Annotated in this window: 23 protein-coding genes; 13 read left to right on the forward strand and 10 right to left on the reverse strand. The window is 50.3% G+C overall.

Going from position 1 to position 26,551, the window contains the following annotated elements:
• Positions 1 to 25: 25 nt before the first annotated feature.
• A complete protein-coding gene (nrdR, locus tag B2739_RS03145) occupies positions 26 to 502 on the reverse strand; it encodes a transcriptional regulator NrdR (RefSeq protein ID WP_049630488.1) in 477 nt (158 codons plus the stop codon).
• A gap of 206 nt (positions 503 to 708) precedes the next feature.
• Here nrdR and B2739_RS03150 point away from each other — a divergent pair, with 206 nt between their 5' ends.
• Positions 709 to 981, forward strand: a complete 273-nt coding sequence (locus tag B2739_RS03150; protein ID WP_331344422.1) for a hypothetical protein — start codon at positions 709 to 711, stop codon at positions 979 to 981.
• Positions 982 to 1,009: 28 nt separating this feature from the next.
• Here B2739_RS03150 and B2739_RS03155 read toward each other — a convergent pair whose 3' ends face one another.
• From B2739_RS03155 to glyA, 6 genes are all read right to left on the reverse strand, one after another.
• Positions 1,010 to 1,444: a DUF3592 domain-containing protein gene (locus tag B2739_RS03155; protein WP_331344423.1), complete on the reverse strand. Its 435-nt coding sequence runs from the start codon at positions 1,442 to 1,444 to the stop codon at positions 1,010 to 1,012.
• 103 nt (positions 1,445 to 1,547) lie between these two features.
• Positions 1,548 to 2,768: a glycoside hydrolase family 88 protein gene (locus B2739_RS03160; RefSeq protein WP_331344424.1), complete on the reverse strand. Its 1,221-nt coding sequence runs from the start codon at positions 2,766 to 2,768 to the stop codon at positions 1,548 to 1,550.
• Positions 2,769 to 2,992: 224 nt separating this feature from the next.
• The gene (locus B2739_RS03165; RefSeq protein WP_331344425.1) at positions 2,993 to 4,450 is read right to left on the reverse strand and encodes a sensor domain-containing diguanylate cyclase; all 1,458 of its coding nucleotides are present in this window, start codon (positions 4,448 to 4,450) and stop codon (positions 2,993 to 2,995) included.
• A gap of 160 nt (positions 4,451 to 4,610) precedes the next feature.
• Positions 4,611 to 6,092, reverse strand: coding sequence for a M12 family metallo-peptidase (locus B2739_RS03170; protein WP_331344426.1), 1,482 nt, complete (start codon positions 6,090 to 6,092; stop codon positions 4,611 to 4,613).
• Between the two features lie 158 nt (positions 6,093 to 6,250).
• Positions 6,251 to 6,964, reverse strand: a complete 714-nt coding sequence (locus B2739_RS03175) for a hypothetical protein (RefSeq protein WP_331344427.1) — start codon at positions 6,962 to 6,964, stop codon at positions 6,251 to 6,253.
• 239 nt (positions 6,965 to 7,203) lie between these two features.
• Positions 7,204 to 8,469 carry a serine hydroxymethyltransferase gene (glyA, locus tag B2739_RS03180; protein ID WP_331344428.1) on the reverse strand — a complete coding sequence of 422 codons (1,266 nt, stop codon included), beginning with the start codon at positions 8,467 to 8,469 and terminating at the stop codon, positions 7,204 to 7,206.
• Between the two features lie 448 nt (positions 8,470 to 8,917).
• Here glyA and B2739_RS03185 point away from each other — a divergent pair, with 448 nt between their 5' ends.
• From B2739_RS03185 to B2739_RS03230, 10 genes are all read left to right on the forward strand, one after another.
• Complete coding sequence (locus B2739_RS03185; RefSeq protein WP_331344429.1) at positions 8,918 to 9,742, forward strand: polysaccharide biosynthesis/export family protein; 825 nt, start codon at positions 8,918 to 8,920, stop codon at positions 9,740 to 9,742.
• 13 nt (positions 9,743 to 9,755) lie between these two features.
• On the forward strand, positions 9,756 to 11,168 hold the full coding sequence (locus B2739_RS03190) for a Wzz/FepE/Etk N-terminal domain-containing protein (RefSeq protein ID WP_331344430.1): 1,413 nt from the start codon (positions 9,756 to 9,758) through the stop codon (positions 11,166 to 11,168).
• Complete coding sequence (locus B2739_RS03195; protein ID WP_331344431.1) at positions 11,165 to 12,058, forward strand: polysaccharide biosynthesis tyrosine autokinase; 894 nt, start codon at positions 11,165 to 11,167, stop codon at positions 12,056 to 12,058. The genes B2739_RS03190 and B2739_RS03195 overlap by 4 nt, the downstream gene beginning before the upstream one ends.
• A gap of 42 nt (positions 12,059 to 12,100) precedes the next feature.
• Positions 12,101 to 13,408 carry a polysaccharide biosynthesis protein GumE gene (locus tag B2739_RS03200; protein ID WP_331344432.1) on the forward strand — a complete coding sequence of 436 codons (1,308 nt, stop codon included), beginning with the start codon at positions 12,101 to 12,103 and terminating at the stop codon, positions 13,406 to 13,408.
• 3 nt (positions 13,409 to 13,411) lie between these two features.
• Complete coding sequence (locus tag B2739_RS03205; protein ID WP_331344433.1) at positions 13,412 to 14,542, forward strand: glycosyltransferase family 4 protein; 1,131 nt, start codon at positions 13,412 to 13,414, stop codon at positions 14,540 to 14,542.
• Positions 14,539 to 15,594, forward strand: coding sequence for a glycoside hydrolase family 5 protein (locus B2739_RS03210; RefSeq protein WP_331344434.1), 1,056 nt, complete (start codon positions 14,539 to 14,541; stop codon positions 15,592 to 15,594). The genes B2739_RS03205 and B2739_RS03210 overlap by 4 nt, the downstream gene beginning before the upstream one ends.
• A gap of 41 nt (positions 15,595 to 15,635) precedes the next feature.
• Positions 15,636 to 16,778, forward strand: a complete 1,143-nt coding sequence (locus B2739_RS03215; protein ID WP_331344435.1) for a glycosyltransferase — start codon at positions 15,636 to 15,638, stop codon at positions 16,776 to 16,778.
• Positions 16,778 to 17,545 (forward strand): WecB/TagA/CpsF family glycosyltransferase, encoded by a 768-nt coding sequence (locus tag B2739_RS03220; RefSeq protein WP_331344436.1) that lies wholly within the window; start codon positions 16,778 to 16,780, stop codon positions 17,543 to 17,545. The genes B2739_RS03215 and B2739_RS03220 overlap by 1 nt, the downstream gene beginning before the upstream one ends.
• An 11-nt stretch (positions 17,546 to 17,556) precedes the next feature.
• Entirely contained in the window at positions 17,557 to 18,618 is a 1,062-nt protein-coding gene (locus B2739_RS03225) for a glycosyltransferase family 4 protein (protein WP_331344437.1), read from the forward strand.
• An 80-nt stretch (positions 18,619 to 18,698) separates the two neighbouring features.
• Positions 18,699 to 20,192 carry a lipopolysaccharide biosynthesis protein gene (locus B2739_RS03230; RefSeq protein ID WP_331344438.1) on the forward strand — a complete coding sequence of 498 codons (1,494 nt, stop codon included), beginning with the start codon at positions 18,699 to 18,701 and terminating at the stop codon, positions 20,190 to 20,192.
• A 109-nt stretch (positions 20,193 to 20,301) separates the two neighbouring features.
• On the opposite strand, the gene B2739_RS03235 is transcribed toward B2739_RS03230, so the two are convergent.
• Genes B2739_RS03235 through B2739_RS03245 form a run of 3 tightly spaced genes read right to left on the reverse strand, consistent with a single transcriptional unit; the run spans position 20,302 to position 24,215 of the window.
• Positions 20,302 to 21,492 carry a polysaccharide pyruvyl transferase family protein gene (locus tag B2739_RS03235; RefSeq protein WP_331344439.1) on the reverse strand — a complete coding sequence of 397 codons (1,191 nt, stop codon included), beginning with the start codon at positions 21,490 to 21,492 and terminating at the stop codon, positions 20,302 to 20,304.
• Positions 21,493 to 21,523: 31 nt separating this feature from the next.
• Positions 21,524 to 22,756: a hypothetical protein gene (locus B2739_RS03240; RefSeq protein ID WP_331344440.1), complete on the reverse strand. Its 1,233-nt coding sequence runs from the start codon at positions 22,754 to 22,756 to the stop codon at positions 21,524 to 21,526.
• Positions 22,746 to 24,215, reverse strand: a complete 1,470-nt coding sequence (locus B2739_RS03245) for an undecaprenyl-phosphate glucose phosphotransferase (protein WP_331344441.1) — start codon at positions 24,213 to 24,215, stop codon at positions 22,746 to 22,748. The genes B2739_RS03240 and B2739_RS03245 overlap by 11 nt, the downstream gene beginning before the upstream one ends.
• A gap of 444 nt (positions 24,216 to 24,659) precedes the next feature.
• Here B2739_RS03245 and B2739_RS03250 point away from each other — a divergent pair, with 444 nt between their 5' ends.
• Positions 24,660 to 25,169, forward strand: a complete 510-nt coding sequence (locus B2739_RS03250) for a M48 family metallopeptidase (RefSeq protein WP_331344620.1) — start codon at positions 24,660 to 24,662, stop codon at positions 25,167 to 25,169.
• Between the two features lie 70 nt (positions 25,170 to 25,239).
• Positions 25,240 to 26,523, forward strand: a complete 1,284-nt coding sequence (locus tag B2739_RS03255) for a mechanosensitive ion channel family protein (RefSeq protein WP_331344442.1) — start codon at positions 25,240 to 25,242, stop codon at positions 26,521 to 26,523.
• The last annotated feature ends 28 nt before the right edge of the window (positions 26,524 to 26,551 follow it).

Raw genomic sequence — 26,551 nt, forward strand, 5'->3', positions numbered from 1 at the left:
AGAAAGCGGCGTTTTGCACCGCAGGTTATTGCTTGGTCTGCTCTGTTTCAGGCTGCTGCTCAAGGCGATCAATTTCCTGGCGAAATTCGTTTAAATCCTTAAAGCGGCGATACACAGATGCGAAACGCACATAAGCAACTTCATCAAGTTTTTGCAGCTGCTCCATCACTTTCTCACCCACCAACAACGCTTTCACTTCACGCTCGCCAGTGGCTTGTAAAAAGTGCTTGATATGGTTGATAGCAGACTCAATCGCCTCGATGCTAACCGGGCGTTTTTCCAGTGCGCGCAGCAAACCGGCGCGGAGTTTGTTTTCATCAAAAGGTTCGCGAGTGCCGTTCTGTTTGATGATGCGCGGCATCACCAGTTCAGCCACTTCAAACGTGGTGAAACGTTCATGGCAGGATAAACACTCGCGGCGACGGCGAACCTGATCGCCCTCTGCCACCAAACGAGAATCGATAACTTTGGTATCTTCCGCGCTACAAAACGGACAATGCATGATCAGCAGCCCCAGCGATGGTTAAAGTGGGCGCATACTAGCACAAAATGCGGGGTTTTCGTCCTCTGAGCCAATGGCTTTCGCGTGGGTGCTCGCCCGGATATTCGCTAATAGATTCCCCCTCTCTCTTGACTCTTCCCTTGAAAAAATACGGCCATTCCCAATATGCATATCGCAAGGACACTACCATCAGGAACAACAGCAACATGAACAATAGCCATTACGTTCTGTTAGGAATCACGTTCATTTTTTTCGCCTTGGTTTTTATTGGCAGCACTTACATCAAGTACCTACGCAGCAAACGGCATAACACCGAGCTGTGGGGCACTATCTTTGAGGGGATTACCAACAAGCTCGTTAATCTGGATGCGATTAAAAAGCCTGAGGTATTTATCGAAAAGAAAGCAAAGCGAAACGGCTTGGGAATTGATGACGAAACCAACGAAGCTGAAGATAAAAAACCGACCAAAGACCACTAACTAGCAACAATCTTACGGTACAGACTGATCATGCCGTCCTGCGCAAAATCACAAACGCGATCCACACGAAAAAAGCAGAAAACAACAAGCCGATAAAATGGCTGCGCACAATGCCCACTTCAAGCACGGCGATGTTGTGATTATCCGGGTTCACATAGACGCGAATATGCTGGCCTTTTTTTAATTCAACCTGCGGACGGCTAATGCCATAACCTATTTGCGAACCGCGGTATTTATTACCATTAACTTCATAACGGTATTCCAACCAGACACCGCCAAAATAATTCAACCCGCGACGCATTTCCTCAGTAACAACACCATCATAAACATCCCACTTTGCAGCAGCATTACTTCTGAGCATGTTGCTTGCACTAAACAAAAACAACATGCCCGCAGCAAGAATGCCCAAGCCGAAAAACAAAGAGCGTAAGCGTTGGTATTTTTTCTCTATTTCGGGATTCATTTTTTCATTTTCGATAATGTCAGGCGCTGGGCAACAATGCCCAACGCAATGATTTTTGAACACTTGATGCTGGGCATCGCTGCGCCCAGCGCCAACCTACACGTTATAATTTGCTCACTTCCGCAGCCGCCAACAACAACGCACCTACGCCATACAGTTGTGTATCTTCCGGTAATATTTTTTCGGGCGATGCACCCACTTGTTGTACCCAACCGAGCTTGCCGGATTTATCGACTGCGGATGCCAAGCCTTTCCAACCGGAATGGACAGCAGGCAAATAATCATCACGATTTAATAATCCGTTGTTGATTCCCCATGCAAGGCCGAAGGTCATAAAACCGGTACCACTGGTTTCGGGAACATTGAATTCGTCTTTATCCAATAATGACGATGGCCAAAAACCGTTAGGCTGCTGCAGTTTTACCAGACTCGCCGCCATGGTTTTGAACAGGTTTTCGTATTTTTGTTTGCGCGGATCATTTGCCGGAATTTGTTCAATCAACAATGGCAAACCTGCGAATACCCAACCGTTCCCACGGCTCCAGAATATTTTTTTACCGTTTTTACTGCGACGCTCAAAGAAGCGGCCATCGCGATAAAACAAATGCTCATTTTTATCGTACAGATAATCAATTGTTGCCTGATATTCTTCATCTACATAATTCAGGTAGGCAGGATCACCAGTTAACTTACCTACTGCAGCCCACACTGGCGGAGCCATAAATAACGCATCGCACCAACACCAGCGGCGCTGGCAAGTGGCTTCACCTTGGCCAGTTGGATCTGATGCATATTCAAGGCTGTGGGTCGCGCGGTTCGCCATAATTTGTTTAAAGACTTTTTGCGTTGGCGCGATCAGTGTTACATCATTTTCGCGCGCAGCAACTGCAGCGTAGGTGTAGCCAATAACCTGATCATCCGCATGCCAGTCTTTATCGCCGATTTTCCATTTATTCGCCTCACCTTTTGCAAACAAAGCGTGTAGATAATCGGGATTGTTAGTGTGCTCTGCCCAGCGGGTTAAGCCGACAAAAAACGCCCCCTGAATCCAGCCGTGCGGATTTTCTGTGTGATCACGAAAAGTGCGCACATAATCGAAAGTATCCATATGCGCCAACTGCCAATCCGCAGCGCGATTGGCAATCATCGTAATTTCAGAAGTATTGGGAGTAGAAAATTGGTCTTTTGGTGCTTCGGCTGTGCGGTTATTCGGGGCAGTTGCGCAACCGTTTAATAACGCAACAATCGCGGTAAAAAATGAAAGTGTTAGCAACGGCGATAGCAGAGATAACGGCGATAAATAGCGGGTTAATAGCGTTTTCATCCGGGTCTCCTACGGAAAAATCCAGTTTGTTTATTGTTATGTCAGGTCTTTTCATTTTTCTTGTATAGCGGATGCTAAGGGATGACTTTAGTAAAAAGAAGGGCTTTACCGAGCTTTACGTTTTTATTGAGTTTTACGTTTTTATTGAGCTTCACGTTTGTATTGCGCTTTATTTTTTAAGGACAATACCGGCAGCAGCATCCCTGCAGACAGCATCAGCATCATTATTTAACCGCTTCAATCCTGTTGCGCCCGGCAGATTTGGCAAGATACAAAGCCCGGTCAACACGCGCAAAGAAATGCACTAATGTTTCTACCCCGCCAAATTCCGCCACACCAAAACTGCCAGTGATGTGCAAGGTTTTAGTGCCTAATTGGAATTGCTCTGCCGCCATGACTTCGCGCAATTTTTCTGCCACACCCTGGGCGGCATCGAGCGAGGTTTGCTTTAATAAAATCAAAAATTCTTCACCGCCCCAGCGGCACAATACATCGCCATTGCGCAAACTATTTTCAAGTAGCCGCGCAACACGCATGATTACACGGTCACCGGTTAAGTGGCCGTGGTTGTCGTTAATTGTTTTGAAATGATCGATATCAAGCAAAATCATCGACAGCGGTGTTTTTGCCCGATGCGTTTCATGCACAGCCTGTTCAAACATCAATTCAAATGCATGGCGATTAAGTAATCCGGTCAGCGAATCCGTCGCGGCAACATTTTCCAAACGGCGCTGGAAACGGTTAACGCTGTATAAACACAACAACAACACTAACGCCGTTACCAACGCACTGATTGCAATATTCCCCGCCAGTACTTGTTGCACTTTGGCCATCTCGGCATCTTCGGTTTGCTCCACCACCAAATACCAATTGAACTCCGGAATATAGCGAGAACTGAGCATAATTCTGCCCGCTGCATTTTCATATTCCAGATGAGTGGGCTGGGTATTTTTATTGATAATTTGATCGGCAATGGTGGTAATTCCAGGCAACTCATGGATAGAACCTTTGTGCAATTCCCCCGTTTTAGCCGAGACAATAATATCGCCCTGGTTATTCACAAAATAAACCCGACGATTAAAGCGTTTCTGGATATCATCAATCACCCGCGCAAGGGATTCCAAAGGAACACCTATTCCCGTTGCGCCAATAAAATGTCCCTCGTAATCAAATACGCGATAATTAATAAACACCGTCACGGTGTCGTTATTGGCCAGATCTACATCCAGATTCATTTCGTAATTTTGTTTCATGTCGCGCACGCGAAAAAACCAGGTATCGCGCGGCTCGGTTTCCTTGATGGTTTTTAGAATGCCCTGTGAATAATAATAATGACGGGTTTTATCAGAGACTAAAAAACTGCTGACTGCACTGTATTCCTGTTTCACTTCATTTAAATAACGTGCAATTTGCGATGGTTCTTGCTCACCGGACAAAATCCAGTCGCGCACGAATGTATCGCTGGCCATTAGTGAAGAGATAAACGTAGGGCGCAGTACATCGCGCTGGATTTCTGAATAGATATTATCGCCCGTGAGGGGTAGGCCTTGATCGATAATAGAATGACGGATTTGATCGCGGGACACCCAATAGCTGGCCAAACTGGTGGCAAGAAAACCCATGATCAAAATTGCACCCAACCACACCAGCAAACTGTATTTCTTCCAGAACACGCTGAACATCAATCCACTTCCCGCTTTAAATTTTCAGGAAGTCTAGCAGAGCATTCCGGCACCACTTGATTGTTTTATCTGACCGCCCATAAAAAACCCGGCCTAAGCCAGGCAAAAGACAGACCCAAACAGACAATCAACTTTCACGCAAACAGATCAACCACCGGAGCTACACCGTACATTTACAGGCCTTGAGTGCTGCCTTGTACTCGACCTCCAATGCTTTCAAGTTGGCCAATGCCGTAGCGGCGGCCGTTGCCAAGCCTTGTGTTTTGGCTTTCTCCGCGGCTGTTGCAGCAACGGCCGCATTGTAGGTGGCCGTTGCTGTATTTGCCGTCAGGGTTGCAGGGGCGATTAACTGCTGCGCAGTATTGGCTTCCGCAAGGGCAGCAGTAATTTGTTCGATCAATGTGTTGTACTTGGTCACCAAATTATTGTAAGCCGTTAATTTGGCAGACTTGGCGGTAGAAGTGGCTGAATTATAGGCTGCCAACGCTGTATTCAACTGGGTAACCAGCGGATCAACTTTGGCGACCAATGCGTTGTATTTGGCAACGGCTTTTTCATAATTTCTGGTGGCTGTAGTCAAGCTTCTTGTCGCCGCAGTCAGATTGGTTTTCGCCGTCCTTTCTGCTGCGTTTTTTTCTGCAACAGCAACTTTATTGGCCGCTACCGCTGCTGCTGCAGATGAATGTGCGGCGCGCGCAACTTCCACTTTATTTTTCAACACGGCTGCATCGGAATTACTCACACTGCCTGCAGAGCTGGATGATTTACTGGACGATTTACTGGATGAAACTGTTGCACTGGAACTGGATTTTGATGACGATGACACTGCGCTTGATGCAGGCACACCGGCATAAAAATTGGCGATCTGCGGGCCGGTAATATTGAGCGCATAACGCGCATCGGCACCACTGGCTGTGTTGTTGCGATCAACTCCGCAGCGCTGGTTTTTACAGGTCACCAAATCAGGATTGGAAAATTTGTAAACCTTGCCATCCCAATAATCCACATTGAATTCATTTTGATACGCCATCACCGTCGTAAATGAATTAACAACGCCGTGCCCCAATGCGTAATGCAATACGCCGCCAACACCATCCTGTTTGCGCGAATGTTTTAAACCCATGTTATGGCCGAGCTCGTGGGCGGTAACAAAGTCGCCGCAAGAATTAATCGCCACATGGGAAAACATATACGCTTTGTGGCCAGCACTCATGGCACCGTTACTGCCGCCCACCCAGGCAACGCCACAACTGCCGTGAATTTGTTTGTAGGGGCGATACAAAATAACCATATCGGCTTTTGCTTGTTCACGCGCAGCAGCAACGCCACTAAAGGCTGCATCCTGATTAAAGGTAATCGCATTCAATGCAGTTTCAGCAGCATTGTCATCGGTGTAATTGACCTTCATGGTTTTAGCGACGCGCACTTCAATATCAACGCCGCTATCGGCGTAAATTTGATTGGTGACTTGAAAGATTTGATTGATACGGGTGGTGGGATCACCACTATAAAGCGCTGCAGCACCATCGGTATAAACGACAAGTACATCAATCACAGTGGAGGCAGCTAATGCAGGTAATGCCAGTGCAGATAAAAAAATCGCGGAGGTCGAGCGAATGCATTGTTGGGCAAAGGTTTTCATAAAAAGCTCTCTGTTGACTTTACTAAAAACCCTCCGTGATTAACAAAATAAGGAAACCATTTTCCAAATTTTGATGCGCATCCATTAAAGCCAAACCGCACTAACCGCTATGTTTTTTTACTCATTACCATCTGCCCCAATAAAATTTTTTGATTGTATTACTCATGATCATGCGCATGAGGAATTTCAAGATAATCGTTTTTTCCCGGCGCCGATAATTCAAACTCGGAAGGGTTTTTATACACCCAACCACTGCCGTTCACTGACTCCAGCGTGTAACTGCCTTGCGGTGTGGTGATGGTGGCAAATACTGAATTGCCGCCATAAGTCATCACCACCGGATATTCATCGCCATAGCCTTCCAAATACCCGCGCCAGCTGTAATCCCCGTTGGGATTTTCATGGATGGACGCCACCTTGGCGACCAGTTCACTTCCGCCTGGCAACATCAATTTCACCTGCTCACCCACACCGGGATACGCGGGGGAATCCATATCCACACTCACCGGTTCGTAATCCACTACTGCATCTGGCAAAGGGATGGCAGGGGAAACCTGCGAGTCGGTCTGCCATGCCTTTATTACCGTGCTCGCATCCAACACCGTGCTTGTATCAGAAGTTGTTGCCTTTGCTTGCCCCGCCACTTGCCCAATCAGGGCATCCTGCGCGTGCTGTAATGCAGCTTCGGAATTAACTAACACATCAGGATCAAGCGCGAGATTGGCAACAGGCGCTGGCTGCAGCTCTTGCAAACGCTCATCCGGCTGCAACAAGTGGCTATGACGAGTGAACTGATACAACACCAGCAATACCGCAATCACAACAAACACCCAGTAGAGGCGTTTTAGCTTGCTGCCGGAACTGCGTGACATACAGGCATCCTGATCAATAATTCACCTGTATAAAATTAAGCCGGAAATGGGAAAATATCGAGTTTTTATTACCACAAGTGAAAAATAATCTAATTTTTATTTATTTTTATAAATTGGATTATTAAAAATCCACTTCAGGTAATTAAAAATGTTGGCCTTAGCTGATAAAAACGATGAGCAACAGGCAATAAAAAAGGCAGCCGGTCAGGGCTGCCTTTTTGGTTGCGCTAATCTTGCGATTAGTTAGCGTAAACCGGGAAGGTTTTGCACAGATCAGCAACCTTGCCCCTGACCTGGTCAATCACTGCGTCAGCATTACCGGCTTCCAGCGCATCGAAAATGTCGCAGATCCAGTGGGTCAGTTGCACACACTCGGCTTCTTTGAAACCGCGGGTAGTGATCGCCGGAGTACCTACGCGGATACCCGAGGTCACAAACGGTGAACGTGGGTCGTTAGGTACAGCGTTTTTGTTCACTGTGATGTGCGCTTTACCCAATGCTTCGTCGGCATCTTTACCTGAGTAGGATTTGCCGATCAGATTGACCAGCATCAGGTGGTTTTCAGTACCGCCAGAAACGATGTCGATGCCGCGCTCCAAAAAGGTCTTGGCCATCGCCTTGGCATTCACCACGACTTGTTGTTGGTAAGCCTTGTATTCCGGAGTCATGGCTTCTTTGAAGCTGACCGCTTTGGCGGCGATCACGTGCATCAAAGGACCGCCCTGACCGCCTGGGAATACCGCTGAATTGAGTTTTTTCTCAATCTCTTCGTTGGCTTTGGCAAGGATGATACCGCCACGTGGACCGCGCAGGGTTTTGTGGGTGGTAGAGGTGGTTACGTCAGCAATTTGAACCGGGTTTGGATACAAACCGGCAGCGACCAGACCAGCCACGTGCGCCATGTCTACCATCAGGTAAGCGCCTACTTTATCGGCGATATCGCGGAAGCGTTGCCAATCCAACACTTGTGAGTAAGCAGAGAAACCGGCAACGATCATCTTTGGCTTGTGCTCAACCGCCAAGCGCTCGATCTCTTCGTAATCAACCAAACCGGTTTCCGGATTTAGACCATATTGCACAGAATTGTAAATTTTACCCGAGAAGTTCACTTTGGCACCGTGAGTCAGGTGACCGCCGTGGGCCAGGCTCATACCCAATACGGTATCGCCCGGTGCACAAAGCGCAGCGTAAACCGCGGTGTTGGCCTGTGAACCTGAGTGAGGTTGCACGTTGGCGTAGTCGGCACCAAACAATTGCTTGGCGCGCTCAATCGCCAATGCTTCTGACTGGTCAACGTATTCACAGCCACCGTAGTAACGCTTGCCCGGATAACCTTCGGCGTACTTGTTGGTGAGCTTGGTACCTTGCGCCGCCATAACCAGCGGGCTGGTGTAGTTTTCAGACGCAATCAGCTCGATATGCTCTTCCTGACGGCGACCTTCATTTTCAATAGAGGCCCAGATATCGGGATCAAAAGAAGCAAGCGTTTGGTTTTTATCAAACATAGGTAGTTCCTGTGGAAAGTCCTGAGTTGACCAGCAAGCCAGAAATGGCCGCCGTGTTAATGGGAAGGGGAGAAAGATAGGCACGCATTGTACACCAGCCGCCCAAATGCCTTCCACGCAAAAAACTCATCCCCAGCATCAATTCCATTCATGCAGATAACAATTTCTCCACATCGGGACGGTAGAAATTGCACCAATAGCGTGCAAAAAAGAGAAATTTCGAGAAATCTGGACAGGAATTCTCCGCGCCACACCTACATTTACGCGCCATTTTTTGAGTGTGTTTCTGGCTTGTCGCACAGATTTATCTTTTTTTTAGCATGCTTGAGTCAATTAGGCCTCGCTTTTGCAGTGATTGGTGTGATCTTCCTTATCTAACAACCTCTGGTCTAGCAGTCTCTGGGGGCTGACAGCTTTCAGGCTGACCAGTTTTTATTAAGGACAACACATGTCATCGGGATTTTCCAAATGGGTCGCTGGATTGGGTGTGGTCGTCGCCGCACTCGGTGCGCCAGCACAAGCACAAACTGCACACCACAACCTTGCCAGTTACACCATCGGTGCTGGCGATGAAATACGCATTACGGTTTATGGACAGTCAGAATTGGCCGCCGAAACCCAGGTCAGTGCCGATGGCATGGTCATGGTTCCACTATTGGGCAATCTGCCTATCGCTGGAAAAACCAGTGCGGACGCCGCCGCGCTGATCGCCAGCCGCTATGAAGCGGGCAATGTCTTGAAAAACGCCCAGGTCAACCTGCTGGTCACCAAGTACCGCAGTCAGGTTGTGGCCATTCTGGGTAAGGTGAATAACCCCGGCAAACTGGTACTTGAAGGGCCAACCAGCCTTACCCAGGCGCTGGCATGGGCGGGCGGTATTTCACCCTCGGGCAGCGAGCGGATTGTACTGATGCGCATCACCCGCGAAGGCAAGCAGGAGCGTACCGAGTACGACCTGCAACAGCTGCTGCATCAGGAAAATGAATTGTTGCCTACCGTCTGGCTCAGGAATGGCGACACCATTTATGTGCCCAACGCTGGTCGCTTTTATCTGAACGGCGAGGTTCACACCCCGGGAATGTATCCACTGGATCGCCCGCTGAGCATACGTCAGGCGCTGAGTGCGGGTGGAGGCCCAACCGCACGCGCCAGCGAAAACAGTGTGAAGCTATTCCGCCAGCAAGAGAACGGGGCGGTGAAAGAGTTAAAAGCCAAACCCGATGACCAGGTACAGGACGGCGATGTACTGGTGGTTAAGGAAAGCCTTTTTTAACAGGAGCGCTTGAATGAATCTCACTACCCTGATCGGCATTCTGCTCGCCCGCAAGTGGGTAATTGTGACCAGCTGTGTACTGGCTCTGGCAGCTGCCCTGCTGCTCACCCTGCTCACCCCTAAATCGTTCACTGCCTCGACGGATCTCTTGATCGATAACCGCGGGTTAGATCCGATCAGCGGACAAGCCCAACCGGGGCGCATCACTTCAGGTTATCTGGCAACCCAGGCGGATGTGATCCGCAGCCGCAATGTCGCCACGAAAGTGATCACTGACCTGGCGCTGGAGAAAAATCCCGCCATAGCTAAAGCAGTGAAATTGACAGGCGATGCAAGCAGCGACCAACGCCGGATTCTCGGGTTTCTCGCGCAGGGATTAGGGGTAACGCCCAAACGCGACAGCAGTGTGCTGACCATCAGCTTCCAGGCGCAAAACCCTGAGCTGGCGGCGAACATCGCCAATGCCTTTGCCCAGGCCTACATGATCACCAATCTGGAGCTGCGCATTGAGCCTGCCAAGCAAACCAGCCAGTGGTACAACCAGCAGTTGACCGGACTGCGCGATGAACTGATCGAAAAACAAAATACCCTGTCCAGTTATCAGGAAGAGCACAACATTCTGGCCTCATCGGATCGGCTGGATCTGGAGTCCGCCAAGCTTGCTGATTTGTCGTCGATGTTGATCGCAGTGCAAAGCGAGCGGTTGAACTCCCAAAGCCGCAGCGACCAGATTGCCAATGCCAAAACCGGGGATTTCAAAAGCCGTGCCATGGATAACCCACAAGTACAAAGTCTGGCGGCCGATTTAGCACAGGCACAAGCCCGCTTGGGCGAGGTGGGGCGCCAGGTCGGCGAAAACCACCCCCAATATCGTCAGGCGCTAAGCGAAGTCGATACACTCAAAAAGCAAATGAACCTGATGATTGATGTGATTACCGGCAGCTTGCAATCGTCGGTTGAACTCGCCATCGCCCGGGAAGAACAACTCAAAACAGAGTTGGCCAACCAGAAAGAACTGGTGCTGCAACTGAGCCGCAACCGCAACCAGCTTGCGCTGCTCAAGCAAGAGGCCGATAACGCCCAAGCCGCTTACGATGCAGCACTGGCGCGCAGTGCCCAGTCGCGCCTTGAAAGCCAGATCGCTACTACCGATGTCGCCGTGCTTAACAGCGCGCTCACTCCCTCGCGCCCGACCTCACCCAAACCGGCCATGACTCTGGTGCTCGCCTGCGTTGCCGGATTACTGCTAGGCACTGCCTTCGCCCTTGGCTGGGAGTGGCTCGACCAGCGCATTCGCCATTCGTTTGACCTTGAACAGGGGCTCGGTGTGGCCGTGCTTGCCTACATTCCCAATGAGGGTTCAGGCGCGCGTGCCACAACCGGCATGCTCAAGAAAACCGGTATTTTTAAGGAGGCGACATCATGAATGACCTTGCTCAGCGCATGACAGCCAACGCGCTTCACAGTGATCCGCTTCACCCCACAATCAACACCAACCAGATGGGGCCTATGTTGGTCGCGATGGGCAAACTCAGCCCCAAAAATCTGACACAAATTCTGGCGACCCAGAAGAAACTGGGCATACGCTTTGGCGAGGCTGCACTCAGTTTGGGGTTGGTGAGTGAAGATGACATCAACACCATCCTGGCCGAACAGTTTTCTTACACCCAGACACCCACAGTATCGAGCAAGCTGGATCATCGCCTGAGCGCCCTGTTCCAACCCGATGGCCGCCAAGCGGAAGCCTTGCGCAATTTGCGCAGCGAATTAATGCTGCGCTATTTCAACCCCAAACCGCACAGCTCATTGACACTGGTCAGTGCCGAGGACGCCGAAGGTTCAGCGCTGACCGCGGCCAATTTGGCGATCAGCTTTGCGCAACTGGGGCTGCGCACCCTGTTAATTGATACCAACCTGCGCGCACCACAGCTCAACCCCATGTTTAACCTGCCGGAGAATCTGCCCGGCCTGTCAGACTGGGTTGCCAACCGCACTTCGGTAGCACCGATTAACATCGATGCCGTGCGCTCGCTCTGGTTACTGCCCGCAGGAACCCGCGCGCCCAATCCCCAAGAGTTGCTGTCGGGCAAGCATTACCAGGAGCGGCTGGATGCATTGACGCAACGGTTTGACATCACCCTGCTCAGCACTGCCCCTATGGATTCCAACCGCGATGCCCAGATTGTCGCTGCACAATCGGGAGCGGCCTTGCTGCTGGTGCGCCAACACCAGACCAAAACCCAATCACTCGCAGCCATTTGCCAGCGCCTGCGTGAGCTGGGTGTGCGCCTGCTGGGATCGGCTTTGCTGGGTTAACCCCGAATACCTGTGACGACGTTGATGTAGGGAAAGGTCCAGATGAACGATTCAATAGCCAGTACGCTCCCGGACAAACGCCTGCCGCAATCTGCCCGCGCCTTGGGTACAGAGACTGGCCATGAGCAGCTATGGGTGACAGGTGTTTTGCTTGCGGCAGTGGCCTATCAGGCGTTGCTGTGCCTGATGAATACGTTTGGGCTGCACACCTCAGTGGCGATTGTCGGGCTGACCGAAGTGCTGATCATGCTTGCCTGTGTGCCGTTATTGATGCGCCGGTTACTGCCGGGGCTCATCATGATCGCGCTGCTGGCCGGAGCCTATTTTTGTATCGCTGCACTGGCCAGCGGCTGGCTCAACCCCAAAACCTTCCGCGACCTGATCATCCCCCTGTGTTTCTTCTGGTTTGGCTGCAATATCGGCCGGCCTGAAATGATCGACCGCGCTCTGCCGCCGATTATTGTGGTGGTCATCGCCCTGGGGCTATTTGAATTATTGATGCTCGATACCTATACCCGCTTTTTCGATATTTTCAGTTACTACGTCAGCACCGGAAACCTCGCACCAATTACCGATTTTGTACGCGACAGCAAATTGCAGCTCAATGGCACCCGCCCCGAGGGAATTGGCCGCACCTTGCTGCCCGGGTTGCTGGGCAACCACCGCGTATCGTCGGTGTTTCTGGAGCCGGTGTCGCTGGGCAACTTCGCCACTATTGTTGCGGCTTGGGGCTTTAGCCGTGACGGCAAAGACTGGCGCAAATCGGTCTTTTTCATCGGCGCGGCGATAGTGATGATTGTCCTGTGCGATTCCCGCTTTGCACTCCTGCTGTTACCACTGATGCTCGCCACACGCCTGCTGCTGCGCGGCCCCCTGCTCAATCTGGCCATGCTCGCCCCGTTTGTTGCGGTATCGCTGGTCATGCTGGCTGGAGCCATCAGTGAACATCATGGCGATGACCTTATGGGGCGTTTGACCGTGAGTGGTTTGTCGCTTCTGGAGTTTGATACAGACCTGTTGTTTGCGTTCACCGTGCCACCCTATTTTGGTGATATGGGCTACGCCTATCTGATTGCCGGCTTCGGTTTGCCCTTGTGCCTGTTGCTGTGGTTCAGCCTGTGGTTACAACCCTTGCCTGATGAACGCAGCCGTCGCTTCCGCGCACTTGCATCACTTTATATGGCGTTGATTTTAGCGGTCAGCGGAACATCGCTCTTTGCATTCAAAACCTCAGCGCTGCTGTGGTGCATGCTCGGCTGCATGCTGCAAAACCCGGCACCGCGCCGCGTCGGTATCGGGGGCGTTGCCGCCAACCCTGCCACCAATCCCCTTTTGCATAACGGGAGCTAGCCCATGTCGATCAGTGTCACCCATGTGGTCCGCCAATATTTACCCTCCATCGGCGGGATGGAGGAAGTGGTGCGCAATATCGCCCGCCACCAGTTGCGCTCCGGTCACAAGGCAACGCGCATCGTTACGCTCGACCGGTTATTCCGCAACACCGATGAGCGTTTACCCGCGCAGGAATCCATAGACGGCGTAGAAGTGATCCGCCTGCCCTACAAAGGCTCCAGCCGCTACCCTCTCTGCCCGGCAATCCTCCAGCATCTGGGCGATAGCGATGTCATCCATGTCCACGGAGTAGACTTCTTTTACGATTTCCTCGCCGCCACCAAGTGGTTGCACAAGCGCCCGCTGGTGCTATCCACCCATGGCGGTTTTTTTCATACCGATTTCGCCTCGCGCGCCAAGCAAGCCTATTTCAAAACCATTACCCGCCTGTCATCCAATGCCTACAGCAAAGTGGTCGCCACCAGTGCCAACGACGGCCATCTGTTTAGCCAGATCATGGGAGAGCGCAAACTGCAGGTCATTGAAAACGGGGTGGATATTGAAAAGTACGCCAATCAGGCCGCCAGTGTATTGCAGCCCAGCATTGTGTATTTCGGCCGCTGGTCAGTGAACAAAGGGCTGCTGCCAGCTCTGGAACTGTTTGCCGCCCTGCACCGCAAAAACCCGCAATGGCGCTTTGCCATCGCCGGGCGCGAATACGACCACAATGCGGAAGAGTTGCTCCAGCACATTGAATGGCTGGGCTTGAAAGATGCCGTACAGCTAATCGCCAACCCCAGTGATGACGAAATCCGCCGCCTGATCCGGCAGGCCAGCTACTTCCTGTGCCTGTCGCGCCACGAGGGTTTTGGTATCGCCCCGATTGAAGCGATGAGCGCGGGGCTAACGCCTATCCTGAGCGATATACCGCCGTTCCGCCGTTTGGTTGAAGCATCCCGTCTGGGATTCCTGACCCCGCTGGATGCAGCACCGACTGCTGCCGTAAACAACCTGCTCAGCCTGCATGAAGAAGGTGAAAGCAGCTACCAATTGCGCCGCGCAGAAGCGATGGATTTTGCCCGGCGCTACGCCTGGCCCGAGGTGGCTGACCGCTATCTGGAACTTTACCAACAGGTGAGACGACGGCCATGAACAGGTTTCTGGTATTGGCATTGAGCATCGTTTTGCCAGCGCTGACCTCCGGCAATAGCTGGGCGGGCTGTCTGGATAAAACCCGGCTCACCGGTGTGAATCTGGCCGGTGCCGAGTTCAATACCCGAAAGCTGCCGGGCGTTGTGTTTAAGGATTACACCTACCCCACCAGCAAAGAGATTGCCTACATCGCAGCTCAGGGTGCCAACATCATCCGCCTGCCGTTTCGCTGGGAACGCTTGCAGCCGAGCCTTGGTGGCAGTTTTGATGCCGCTGAACTCAAGCGTATCCAAAACGTGGTAGCGCAAGCACAACTGAATGATTTGTGCGTGCTGCTGGATGTTCATAACTACGCCAAATACTACGCAGATCCCATTAATACCCCGCAAGCACAGGAGGCCTTTGTCCAGCTGTGGGTGCGGTTGGCAGGGCAATTGGACAACCCTGACTATGTGGCCTTGGGGCTGATGAATGAACCGGCGCATATCCCTCTGGCAACCTGGGCCGCATTGGCCAAGCGCACTCTGGCTGCGCTGCGTGCGGCTGGCTCCACCCACTTGGTGATGGTGGGAGGCGGCGGCTGGAACGGATTGCACAGTTGGTTTCACGAACACGATGGACTCTCTAACGCCGAGGCATTCGCAGGACTGAATGATCCACTCAAGCGCAGCGTGATTGAAGTACATCAATATGCCGACACCTATTACTCCGGCATGGCACAAGACTGCTACCCCCCCGACCACTTCAACGCGCGCTTTGAACGCATTGGCCAATGGGCACAAGCAAATGGCCTGACATTATTCCTTGGCGAATTTGGTATGGCGGCAACCGAAGGCTGCCTGCAAACACTGGAGCGATTTCTGCAGTTGATGAAAGGCAACGAGTGGAAAGGCTGGAGTTATTGGGCGGCCGGTAGTTGGTGGGGCGCTTATCCGTTTGCACTCAATACCAACGCCGATACCCCATCGCCCCAATGGACTCCGCTGAAAAACCAGTTTTATCGCGGTGATGACCTGAGCGCCCCGCAGGCTCCGGGTGAGCCGCCGCAATGAATGTTCAAGATTACCGATCGGGATACATTAAGGAGTTATCTATGACCCCAACCGAATCAATGGCTGGCCCCAAGCCTGTCTTTTTGGTGCTTTCCGCACACGATTACCGCTCACCGCGCCGCGCCAACATTCACTTCATAACCCGCGAGCTGGCCAAGCTGGGCACTACGCGCTTTTTCTCTCTGCGCTACAGCAAACTGTCGCGCTACACGCACGATCCACGCCTGTCGCTCGATAGTGAAGCCAACAAGATAAGCGTATTTCAGGGGGTGGAATGTTACCTGTGGAAAACCTTGTACCATCCGTTCAACACCCGCCGCAGCTGGCTGCGCCCGGTCGAGAACCTGATGTATGCGCTCTACAGCCGCGGCCGCAATCCGGTATTGCGCCGCTGGATCAAAGAAGCGGACGTGATCTTGCTGGAAAGCGGGGTTGCACCAATCTTCTTCGGCTTGATTAAACGCCTCAACCCGAGCGCGAAAGTGCTGTACCGCGCCTCCGATGCGCTCGATACCATCAATGTGGCCGACTATGTGAACGAAGCCTTTGCACAGGCCGCACCGCAAATGGACACCATCGCCCTGCCATCCAAAGCTCTGGCCGATGGCATTCCCAGCCGCCACAATCTGGCGTTTGTACCCCATGGAATCGACCACGCCGTTGCCGAGCAAGCTGACCCCTCGCCCTACGGTGAGGGTATACATGCAGTGTCGGTCGGCTCGATGTTGTTCGATCCGGAATTTTTTGTGCTGGCCTCGCGCCGTTTTCCGCATATTCACTTCCACATTATTGGCTGCGGCCAACCTGCCCATCCGGATTACGGCCCCAATGTGCATCTGTACGGCGAAATGCCGTTTGCCCAAACGCTGCCCTATATCAAACATGCGCAGCTGGGAATCGCGCCCTATTCCAGCGTCAACCTGCCGGTTTACCTGCGCGATACCTCCATGAAGCTGATCCAGTATGCATTTTTCGGCGTGCCCGCGATCTGCCCGCATTTTATTGCCGCCGACTACAGCAACCGTTTCGGGTACGACCTGGGCGATGAAAACTCTATCGCCGCTGCGATTGAGCGGGCATTGCACCCCACCCAGCCCTTGCGCACCCAACCCGTGCTCAATTGGCAGCAAGTTGCCGAGCGCATGCTCAGCCCACGCACCTTCACCGATACGGAGATGGCGTGATGAATAGCGCGATCAACCAAACCCCCCATGACCGCCTTGCCTTGGGCGGATTTAGTGTGCTGCGCACTACCGGCCCGCAATTGATGGATAAGCTAAGCCGCAAACTCAATCAGGGTGAGCAAACGGCGCTGTTTTTTGCCAACACCAACTTCATTGTCCAATGTCAGGGGCTGCAAGCCGGTATGGTGAAAGACACACTTGTCATCAACGATGGCATAGGTGTGGATATCGCCACCTGGCTGGTACACCGCACCCGTTTTCCAGAGAATCTCAACGGCACCGATTTCACGCCAGCGTTTTTACAATCCCTTGGGCAACAGGGAAAGGTCTTCCTGTTCGGCGGCAAACCGGGCGTTGCACAGCGCGCCGCAGACACCCTGCGCACCCAATTCGGGGTCAATATAGTGGGCACCTGCGATGGCTACGCACAAGCTGCCGATACCGACCTGTTGGTTGAACGCATCAATGCCAGTGGTGCAAACGTCTTGTTGGTAGCGATGGGTAATCCCTTGCAAGAGCGCTGGATACTGCAACAGCGCCATCGCCTGCAACCCACGCTGCTGTTCGGCATTGGTGCGCTGCTGGATTTTCTCGCAGGCGACAAAGCCCGCGCACCCGAGTGGGTAAGGCGCTTCCGTTTGGAATGGCTTTACCGCTTGTGCCTTGAGCCAGCGCGGCTGGCACGTCGCTATACCCTGGACATTGGCCGCTTTCTCGCACTTTGCCTGCGCACCGGTAAACGCCTTGATACCGGCAATAGCCACTGAGGAATTTCACTATGCGAATTCTTGCCTCACCGGCATTTAGCAACGAAAAGGTCAATCCCTACAACGCACTCCTGTACCGGGAACTGCAACACCTGGGCGTGGACGTTAGTGAATATCGCCACGCCGATGCGCTCAAAAGCGATGCGCAGCTGGTGCATTTCCATTGGCCGGATGGCTATATCAACCAACCCGGGCTGGGCAAAAGCTGGCAGCGGATTTTATTGTTGGGCGCAATTGTCTGCCTGCTCAAACTCAGGGGCATAAAGTTGGTCTGGACCGTACACAACACCGCCCCGCACGATGCACTGCACCCACGCTTGTCACGTTGGTTTATGCAATGGTTTATCCGTCGCTGTGACGGTTTTATTTTTATGAGCGAGGCCAACAAGGCAGCGTTTTACCAACGCTACCAACCCTCGCATGATAGCCATTACGCCATTATTCCCCACGGCCACTATCGCAATTGCTACCCCGCAGCAATCGCGCCGCAAGAGGCAAAGCAAACACTGGGTTTGAACACCAAAAAGAAAGTGCTGTTGTTTGTGGGCATGATCAAACCCTACAAAAATATTCCCGGTTTAATGAACGCGTTTAACAGCGCACATTTGGGCGATTACCAATTGGTTATTGCAGGTAAACCGGATTCCCCCGAGTTGCGCGAAATTCTGGAAAACCTGAAGCAGCCAAACCATCGTTTATTTTTGCAATTTATTCCGGACGACGAACTTAATCTTTATATGAGCGCTGCCGATGTCGTGATCTTGCCGTACAAAGCCATCCTTAATTCCGGCGCACTCTTGCTTGCACTGTCGTACAACCGCCCGGTGATTGCGCCGCATATGGGTGCTGTGGCGGATTTGCAAAAAAGCCTCGGCTCACACTGGATATACGGCTATACCGGTGAGTTGACATCGGCTTGTTTACAACACGCGCTGATCGCATTGGAAAACAGCACACGCCCACAAGAATGTCCACTCGATAATTACGATTGGGACAAATTGGCTCGCAGCACTCTGGATTTTTATCGCCAGTTAACTGCACGCCCCGGTAAACCTGCGCTGACACATTCCTGAAACACAATATAAATACCGGTAGAGCAGGCTTTACTGGCTAACCTGTATGAACACATGACCAAAGGCAATTCAAAAACGTTATGAGCCTGAAAAAGAATTTTGGCAAAAGTACGCTGTGGATGAGCGCAGCCGCAAGCGGTAACAGTGTTATCAGTTTTATTATTTTTATCATCCTCTCGCGTTTGCTTACGCCGGAAGACATCGGCCTGGTTGCCTTTGCCTTGATCGTGGTTGAACTGGGAAAAATTCTGGTTAATGCCGGTTTACCGCAAGCCATAGTCCGCTACCCCGAATGGGACGAACGCTACGCTGCCACCTGTTTTTATCTCAACCTATTGTTGGCGGCGTTGGTAACCGCGTTGGTGTTTTTTATTGCCGCACCGGTGATCGCTTACTACTACGACACACGCGCAGAATTACTGGTGCAAGTGCTCTCTATTATTTTTGTGCTGGAAGGTATTAAAGCGGTACACGAGGGCAAACTCAAACGCGAGTTTAATTTCCGCGCTATCGCACTGCGTACAGTTGTCGGCAGTTTGTTTGCAGGCGCAGTGGGCGTAGCGCTGGCATTTTTGGGTTATGGGGTATGGGCGCTGGTATGGCAGCAACTCATCAACCAATTACTCGTCACGTTAATCACGCTGAAAAGTGCACATTGGCTTCCCGGTTGGCATTTCTCACGCGCACATAGCCGTGCGCTCTTGCGTTTTTCAACCCCACTCACACTCGCACAAATGCTCAGCAACATTGCAACAAAAATATATGAAGTGCTGGTGGGTTTATTACTCGGACCGGCAGCACTGGGCTTTTTCAGGGTGGGTGGCCGCGCGTTATTTATTTTGCAGGAAATTGTCCTCAAACCTTTTGAGCAAACCCTGTTGCCTGCGCTTTCACGCCTGAACGAGCAAGATGCCCGCGCCCATGCCACACTGCGGGTAATACGTATGAGTGCATACTTTACCTTTCCGATTTTTTTTGGTGCCGCAGCAGTGGGGCCAGAATTTATTGAGCTCGCGTTTACCAGCAAATGGGCGCAGAGCGGGCAATTAATGACACTGTTAGCATTGGGGATCGCCCCACTGGTAATTAGCTATCAGGTAAATTCCGCACTCACCGCCAGCGGGCACTCGCAAAAAGTCATGTGGTTGGCCTGCATCGCATTTACACTGAATTGTGTATTAGGCTTTTTATTAGTGCGCTACGGAATTATTATGGCCGCCGCTGGATTTGCGCTGCGCGCCTACCTCAGTATTTTTTTCAATATGTGGTTTTTCAAACAGGTATTCGCAGTAAGTATCGGACGCCAGTTGCGCACTATCGCCCCCACATGTTGCGCTGCGTTTATTATGTTTGCTGCGGTGCTCGCCATTAAATATCTGGTGCTTCCTGGCGATATACATTTAGGTGTGCGGTTATTGTTATTGGCTGGTGCAGGAGGAATTATTTACGTTGTGATCATGTCGTGCATTTTCCGTCAGGAAACCAAACATTTTCTGGGTGAAAGTGCCTCTATGGCACCTGCTAAAGCAAAACCGGCAATCCACAAACTTCAGCGCCTTTTGGGGTTAGCTTAAACCAAGCCATGCCGCACAAAAATGAGTGAACCAAAAAAATTGGGCTTGATGGGAAATAAATATCACCTATCAAGCCCAACTCTTGGTGCACATTTAATTACATAAAAAATTACGCAAAATTATTTTTCGCCAACGCAATTACCGACGGCAACGCAATTGCTATACGTTTGCGCAGGGTTTGCTGCATGGGCAAGAGTTGCAAGAACTTTTCTGCCACAACCTCTGGCTGTTCAGTTAATTCTTTGGGCGATGACAATAAATCGGCATCCACCAAATTAAAATGCTGGAACAATCCTTCAAATTTATCCTGATACGCAAAACAAAATGCAGGTGTTGTTCCAGTCATTGCAAGAATCGCTGCATGCATTCTTCCGGTAGCCAGAAAGTCTAACTCTGCTGTGACCGCACGAACTACACCCGGACTTACCGGCGGCAATGCGTAGATTCGCTCGCGATCCCGTTCAGGAACATCAGCAATGGCTAACTGCAACAATTTTTCATCTGGCATTTGCGAGCGAGTATCATGCGGAATTAACACAATCGAAATAGAGTGACGCAATAGGCTCTTCACAAACACCTTAAGCGCACGAATAATTTCTGGATCTTTTGCGGCGTGTAAACAGTTGGCATTCAGGCCGATAACCTGATCACCCGCGGCGCGACGCATGCTAATCCAATGCGTTGCGCTTAAGGCTGCTGGATGATCAGCGCGAGGCTGCAATAAAAAAGCTAAATCTGCGACCTGACGAATGGGTCGGTTCAACGTCTCTTCCATGCGTAACTTTGATACCGGATCGCGTGCACAAATAGTTACCGATTCCGGTAAATTACGCAGTGCATTTTTTGTCTTCTGTTCAGGGCGCATATTATAACTGGCACCCAGGAGCGTGGCTTTTTTGCCCAACCTGGCTGCCTCAGCCAACAGAGATAAACGTGCGCACACCGAGTTGGGATTGTAAGCGCCATCAATTACATCCGCCCCAGTGAAATAACATTCTGCATATTCAGGTAAGCGTGCAACTAATAACATCTGTTGCAATACAGATTGTTTATAAAAAAAACGCTCAGCCGTAATACATTTGTCGATAGTCTCGTCGAGCCCCCATCTACTCCTGTCGAGCAAATCCACTTTTGCAATACCTGCATCGCGCAAGCTTCGGATCGATCCGGAAACCATCGCCGCATCACCTAAACTGCCAGGCGCAGCGCACGGAATGATTAGCGCAGAGCGCTCACTGGTCTCTTCTTTTCCCCGTAATCCCGACAGCGCATAACCTAGTGAAACTGCTAAATTACCCATAATTTTTTCCTCACAATCCTATGCCAAAAAATTAAAACGTAAAATTAAATCCTATCGCTGCTAATGCGTAGTCATAATCGCGATATAACAACGGAGATTCACGATCAACCCACTGACTATTCATCCGGATTGCCAGACTGTCCGATAATCGGTACGTCAAGCGCAATGGGCTGATAATCGTAATATTTTCGTCGCGCGCTGGATCATCCAGCCGCGCTAAATAGGCAAGGTCGCTATAACTCGCATCCATGCTGAGCGACCACTTGGCAGAAGGTTCCCAACTCAATACCACTTTGCTGGTGCGAATATCCGCCGGAGAATCAGAAGTCTCACCCACTGCAGGTTCACTTTGGCTGTAGCTGAGTGCGAGGTTGAGTTTGTTGCTAATGTTCCATTCGAAATCGACTAACGCCTGGGTTCCCGTTCCTTCGTTGATATCACCTTCGCGCTTAAAACGTCCGGCAGTAAACCCCATCCGGGTTTTGCGTGTGAATGCCCAAACACCTTCCAAGGCTAATTGACGATACTCAAAATCCAGTACGCGCACGTTTCTATCAGGATTAATGAGCACGGGTTGTAAATAAAGCCGCTCACCATCGCGCAAACGTATACCTAAAGAAGATTGGTTTGCCGTGGTATAAGTGCCCGCGGCAAACCATTCTTCTTCATCAAAATTCAGCGATTCACGCAGGTCGTTGGAATGGGTCTGTTCGGCCTGCCGCACACCCATCACAAACCCCACACTGTTGTTGGCGTTCAACGTGATTTGGCCTTGCAGATTTTCAAGTGCCACTATGTCTTTATCTGCAAACTCCAAACGATCAACAGCATAAGCATCGCGCGTCCAGGCGACCGACGTTTTTACCCGTCGATTCCAATCGCTGCGCCAACTCGCCTGCCCTTCGTAAAAATTTGCATCCAAATCTTCACGCTCGGCATACTCATAACGGTTAGCGCTGGCATTCAAGGAAAAATTCTGTTTGCTAAAACGTTCTTTCAGTGCAAGTGATGTATACAGATGCGTGTAGTGTTCAGAATCTGTATCCGCACTGCGCGCAAAATTACTGTCCCAATATTCTTGCGCGCCCAGAGTCAAACTGAAGCGATCTGTTGCAGCAACGCTAATACCGGGTGCCCCCAAAAGCAGCATTGCTGCAAGTGTGTTTACTGCGCCTTGTGTAACAAATGTTTTCTTAATCAAGCATTTTGTCATCGACATTTGTTTTGTTGGCATTTGTTGCATAAACACCAGCTCAATATGCATTGGTATTAACGAATCCTTTAAAAATGGTTTTCCATAAAATTTTGATATCCAAGATAACCGACCAATTGCGAATGTACTCCAAATCATAGGCAATACGGCCAGACATTTTATCGAGCGTTTCAGTTTCACCGCGAAAACCATTCACTTGCGCCAAACCGGTAATGCCGGGTTTTACTTTGTGGCGCAACATGTAGCCTTTAATTTGCCCGCGATAATATTCATTGTGCGCCACAGCGTGAGGGCGAGGCCCCACTAATGACATGCTGCCGGAAATAACATTAAACAATTGTGGAAGCTCATCGAGCGAGGTGCGGCGTAAAAAATTTCCGTAGCGAGTAATGCGCGGATCAGCGCGTTTTGCTTGCGCAACATTTGCACCATCTTCACACACAGTCATGGAGCGAAATTTCCACACTTTAATTTTTTCACCACCCATACCATAGCGGGTTTGTTTGAAAAAAATCGGCCCGGGAGAAGTCAGTTTTACACCCGCGGCAATTATCAGTATGGGAATCGCCAACACCAATAAAATACCCAGACCCAACACCAAATCCTCCAACCGTTTGGCCCAGCTATTATCTACCAGAGGTGAATCATAAATACTCAGTGCCGGAATACCTTGCAAACAGGTCATGCGCGAATGCAACAGATCAAAATTAAATACATCGGGAATAACGTAAGGCGATACAGTGGTATCGGCAAGGCGATCAATAACAGCGCGCATACGCAACTCTGCGCGCATCGGTAGTGCAACAAAAACAAGATCCAACTTGCCATCATGAGCGTCTTGATACAGTTGGTCCAATCCGCCTTTAACATTAATATTGCCACCTACAAGACGACGGCCTATATCATTATTGGATACGCGGTCATCATAAAATCCCACGACCTTGTAGCCCAACCAGGGCATGTCGGACATCGAATTAATTAAACGCAAGCCCAAATCATTTGCACCAATAATGGCAACACGGCGCGGCTCGGTTGGCTTTGCGCGCAAACGCGCTAATACCAAACGCCTGCCGATATGCATACCCACCATCACTACCGGTGTTGTCACGAGCCATGCCGCTATAGGAAGCACACCGTAATTAACAAAGGGATACACCGCTGCCAGTGCCAGCACCAAAAACAATAAAGTCGCAAACCAGGCCAAAAATAAACGCACCGCAAGATCGCGCATGGAATGGCCGCGCCACAAATAATAAACTTCATTACTCTCGGCAAAAAAACTGAACACAATGACGGCGGCTATAGCAAATGTGGTGTACACATTATTCCAATGCAGCCCCGTTAAGCTGAGACAAGCCCATAGCATGAACACAATAATTGCGCTGTCGATCGCGCGAAAAAGGGCCAATATTTTGGAGTGATGAAAACGAACCACAGGCGGCTCGCTCGACAAGTTGCTGATAGGGCTAACCGGGTTGACCGCAACACTTTCTACCGATAAATCGCTCATTACTACCTCCATGCGAATGACTCATGAGTAAGTCACGAATATGCAAATGACGTGTTGTGTATAAAACGTTATTGGGCGGCAACAATTTTTAGCGATACACGGCCAATCCTTGTCTGCCTCAATGAGGAGAAAAGCATTTTTCAGGCCAACAATCAGCGATATTTTTTTACAAAACACATTTCCCGAACAATGCACATCAAAAGCGTGAAAAAAATCCGCTAGAAAAAAGTCGAACCTCACAAATCAATACATCGAAACAATAAAAATAACGAGTTTGTACATTGATCACTGTCGTCGCCCCAGGATAAAGCAACGTCAAAACACGAATGCACCAAGGAGAGCTCTGTAATTTTTACCCGGCCCGACCAATTTTTACTTAAAGCCGATGTAACCTTTATAATGGCTGTCGCTTATAACCACAGTCTGACCGATTTGCGCACTGCTATGACCCAATTGAAATATCTCACCGGCTACTCCACCGAAACCCTCACCCAGGTTCAGCAGATCATTGCCGAAGGACGGCTGAAGGAAATTTTGCTCAAGCGCTACCCGCAGGTGCACGATGTCCGCACCGACAATGCGCTCTACCAATACACCCAAACCATCAAAAGTGAATACATGGGCAAGACCCAGCCCTTAAGCAGGGTGAGCTATGACAGCAAGATCAAAGTCATCCAGCACGCGCTTGGCCAACATCACTACATCAGCCGGGTGCAGGGCGCGAAATTAAAAACCGTCAATGAAATTAAAATTGCCAGCGTTTTCCGCAAAACCCCGGAAGCTTTCCTGAAAATGATAGTGGTGCATGAACTTGCACACTTTAAAGAGAAGGAACACAACAAAGCGTTTTATCAGCTCTGCCAACATATGGAGCCCAATTACCATCAATATGAATTTGATTTGCGCTTGTATTTAACCCAGATTGAACTTTTTGGGGATATTTACGCCGGATAACATCCGGCCGTCATTAATATCAGCTGCGTAGCACAATACGCATAATCACCAATTGACAAGAGAGGTAACCGTGGCGATAGAAATTCATTTACGGGATTTGTTAACCCATTTTGGATTGGGAAACAGTGAACAAGCTTATGTCGCCAGCATCATCCTGGTAATCATATTGACATCGCTGGTGATTCATTGGGTTTTGCACCGCGTGGTGTTGAACATTGTGCGCGCCAACACGCAAGACTCACAGCAAGTCTGGGCGCGCGCACTCTATCAGCGCAAATTATTTACGCGCCTCGCATTAACACTGCAAGGCATCATCATCTATACACAAGCGCGCTTGTGGCTGGATACCGATGCAGGAGAACTACCCGCAATTGAAGTCATTACCCATTTGTGGATATTGCTGTTCGGCTTGCTCTCATTTTTCTCATTATTGGATACGCTTGAAGATGTGAGCGCAGCCAGTGAGTCGGCACGCCGTTTGCCACTGCGCGGTTTATTTCAGGGAGTAAAATTAATCGGTGCCATCATCGCGCTGATTTTTTCTATTGCATTATTGATTGGCAAATCGCCGCTGATTTTATTCAGCGGTTTGGGAGCCATGACCGCAATTTTATTATTGGTATTTAAAGATCCCATTTTGGGGTTGGTAGCAGGCATCCAATTGTCGGCCAACAGAATGCTCAGCTTGGGCGATTGGTTGGAAATGCCTAAATACGGCGCTGATGGTGAAGTGACCGATATTAATTTAACAACAGTAAAAATTCGCAACTGGGATAAAACCATCACCACCGTGCCTACCTATGCGCTGATCTCCGATTCATTTAAAAATTGGCGCGGCATGTCAGAATCGGGGGGGCGACGTATCAAACGCGCAATCCATATTGATGCAACCAGTGTTAAATTTCTGACTGAAGACGATATTAACAAGCTGCGTAAAGCACATTTACTGAGTGATTATATTGAAAATAAATTAACCGAAATTGCCCAATACAATAGCGCTAATAACATCGATACCAGCAACCCCGCTAATGGCCGCCGCCTTACCAATTTAGGTACTTTCCGTGCATATCTAAACGCCTATTTAAAAACAAGCATTCACATTAATCTGGATATGACCCACATGGTGCGCCAACTCAGCCCGGGTGCCGAAGGTATTCCGTTAGAAATTTATGCGTTTGCCAATAACACGCAATGGACTGAATATGAAAATATACAATCCGATATTTTTGATCACATTTTTGCGGTCTTGCCTGAATTCGGTCTGCGGGTTTACCAATCGCCCACAGGTTACGACATGCAGCAAATAGGAAAAACATTCACCAAAACAACAACCACTATCGCTAATAACGAATAAAAAATGACAAATTAAAAAAGCCGGTCAA

The sequence above is a fragment of the Cellvibrio sp. UBA7661 genome, assembly GCA_002483365.1.
In the GTDB taxonomy this organism is placed as follows: domain Bacteria; phylum Pseudomonadota; class Gammaproteobacteria; order Pseudomonadales; family Cellvibrionaceae; genus Cellvibrio.

What these genes read in the sequence shown, in the direction of transcription:
- nrdR (WP_049630488.1), bottom strand. Translation starts at nt 502, where the DNA reads ATGCATTGTCCGTTTTGTAGCGCGGAAGATACCAAAGTTATCGATTCT.
- B2739_RS03150 (WP_331344422.1), top strand. Translation starts at nt 709, where the DNA reads ATGAACAATAGCCATTACGTTCTGTTAGGAATCACGTTCATTTTTTTC.
- B2739_RS03155 (WP_331344423.1), bottom strand. Translation starts at nt 1,444, where the DNA reads ATGAATCCCGAAATAGAGAAAAAATACCAACGCTTACGCTCTTTGTTT.
- B2739_RS03160 (WP_331344424.1), bottom strand. Translation starts at nt 2,768, where the DNA reads ATGAAAACGCTATTAACCCGCTATTTATCGCCGTTATCTCTGCTATCG.
- B2739_RS03165 (WP_331344425.1), bottom strand. Translation starts at nt 4,450, where the DNA reads ATGTTCAGCGTGTTCTGGAAGAAATACAGTTTGCTGGTGTGGTTGGGT.
- B2739_RS03170 (WP_331344426.1), bottom strand. Translation starts at nt 6,092, where the DNA reads ATGAAAACCTTTGCCCAACAATGCATTCGCTCGACCTCCGCGATTTTT.
- B2739_RS03175 (WP_331344427.1), bottom strand. Translation starts at nt 6,964, where the DNA reads ATGTCACGCAGTTCCGGCAGCAAGCTAAAACGCCTCTACTGGGTGTTT.
- glyA (WP_331344428.1), bottom strand. Translation starts at nt 8,469, where the DNA reads ATGTTTGATAAAAACCAAACGCTTGCTTCTTTTGATCCCGATATCTGG.
- B2739_RS03185 (WP_331344429.1), top strand. Translation starts at nt 8,918, where the DNA reads ATGTCATCGGGATTTTCCAAATGGGTCGCTGGATTGGGTGTGGTCGTC.
- B2739_RS03190 (WP_331344430.1), top strand. Translation starts at nt 9,756, where the DNA reads ATGAATCTCACTACCCTGATCGGCATTCTGCTCGCCCGCAAGTGGGTA.
- B2739_RS03195 (WP_331344431.1), top strand. Translation starts at nt 11,165, where the DNA reads ATGAATGACCTTGCTCAGCGCATGACAGCCAACGCGCTTCACAGTGAT.
- B2739_RS03200 (WP_331344432.1), top strand. Translation starts at nt 12,101, where the DNA reads ATGAACGATTCAATAGCCAGTACGCTCCCGGACAAACGCCTGCCGCAA.
- B2739_RS03205 (WP_331344433.1), top strand. Translation starts at nt 13,412, where the DNA reads ATGTCGATCAGTGTCACCCATGTGGTCCGCCAATATTTACCCTCCATC.
- B2739_RS03210 (WP_331344434.1), top strand. Translation starts at nt 14,539, where the DNA reads ATGAACAGGTTTCTGGTATTGGCATTGAGCATCGTTTTGCCAGCGCTG.
- B2739_RS03215 (WP_331344435.1), top strand. Translation starts at nt 15,636, where the DNA reads ATGACCCCAACCGAATCAATGGCTGGCCCCAAGCCTGTCTTTTTGGTG.
- B2739_RS03220 (WP_331344436.1), top strand. Translation starts at nt 16,778, where the DNA reads ATGAATAGCGCGATCAACCAAACCCCCCATGACCGCCTTGCCTTGGGC.
- B2739_RS03225 (WP_331344437.1), top strand. Translation starts at nt 17,557, where the DNA reads ATGCGAATTCTTGCCTCACCGGCATTTAGCAACGAAAAGGTCAATCCC.
- B2739_RS03230 (WP_331344438.1), top strand. Translation starts at nt 18,699, where the DNA reads ATGAGCCTGAAAAAGAATTTTGGCAAAAGTACGCTGTGGATGAGCGCA.
- B2739_RS03235 (WP_331344439.1), bottom strand. Translation starts at nt 21,492, where the DNA reads ATGGGTAATTTAGCAGTTTCACTAGGTTATGCGCTGTCGGGATTACGG.
- B2739_RS03240 (WP_331344440.1), bottom strand. Translation starts at nt 22,756, where the DNA reads ATGCATATTGAGCTGGTGTTTATGCAACAAATGCCAACAAAACAAATG.
- B2739_RS03245 (WP_331344441.1), bottom strand. Translation starts at nt 24,215, where the DNA reads ATGAGCGATTTATCGGTAGAAAGTGTTGCGGTCAACCCGGTTAGCCCT.
- B2739_RS03250 (WP_331344620.1), top strand. Translation starts at nt 24,660, where the DNA reads ATGACCCAATTGAAATATCTCACCGGCTACTCCACCGAAACCCTCACC.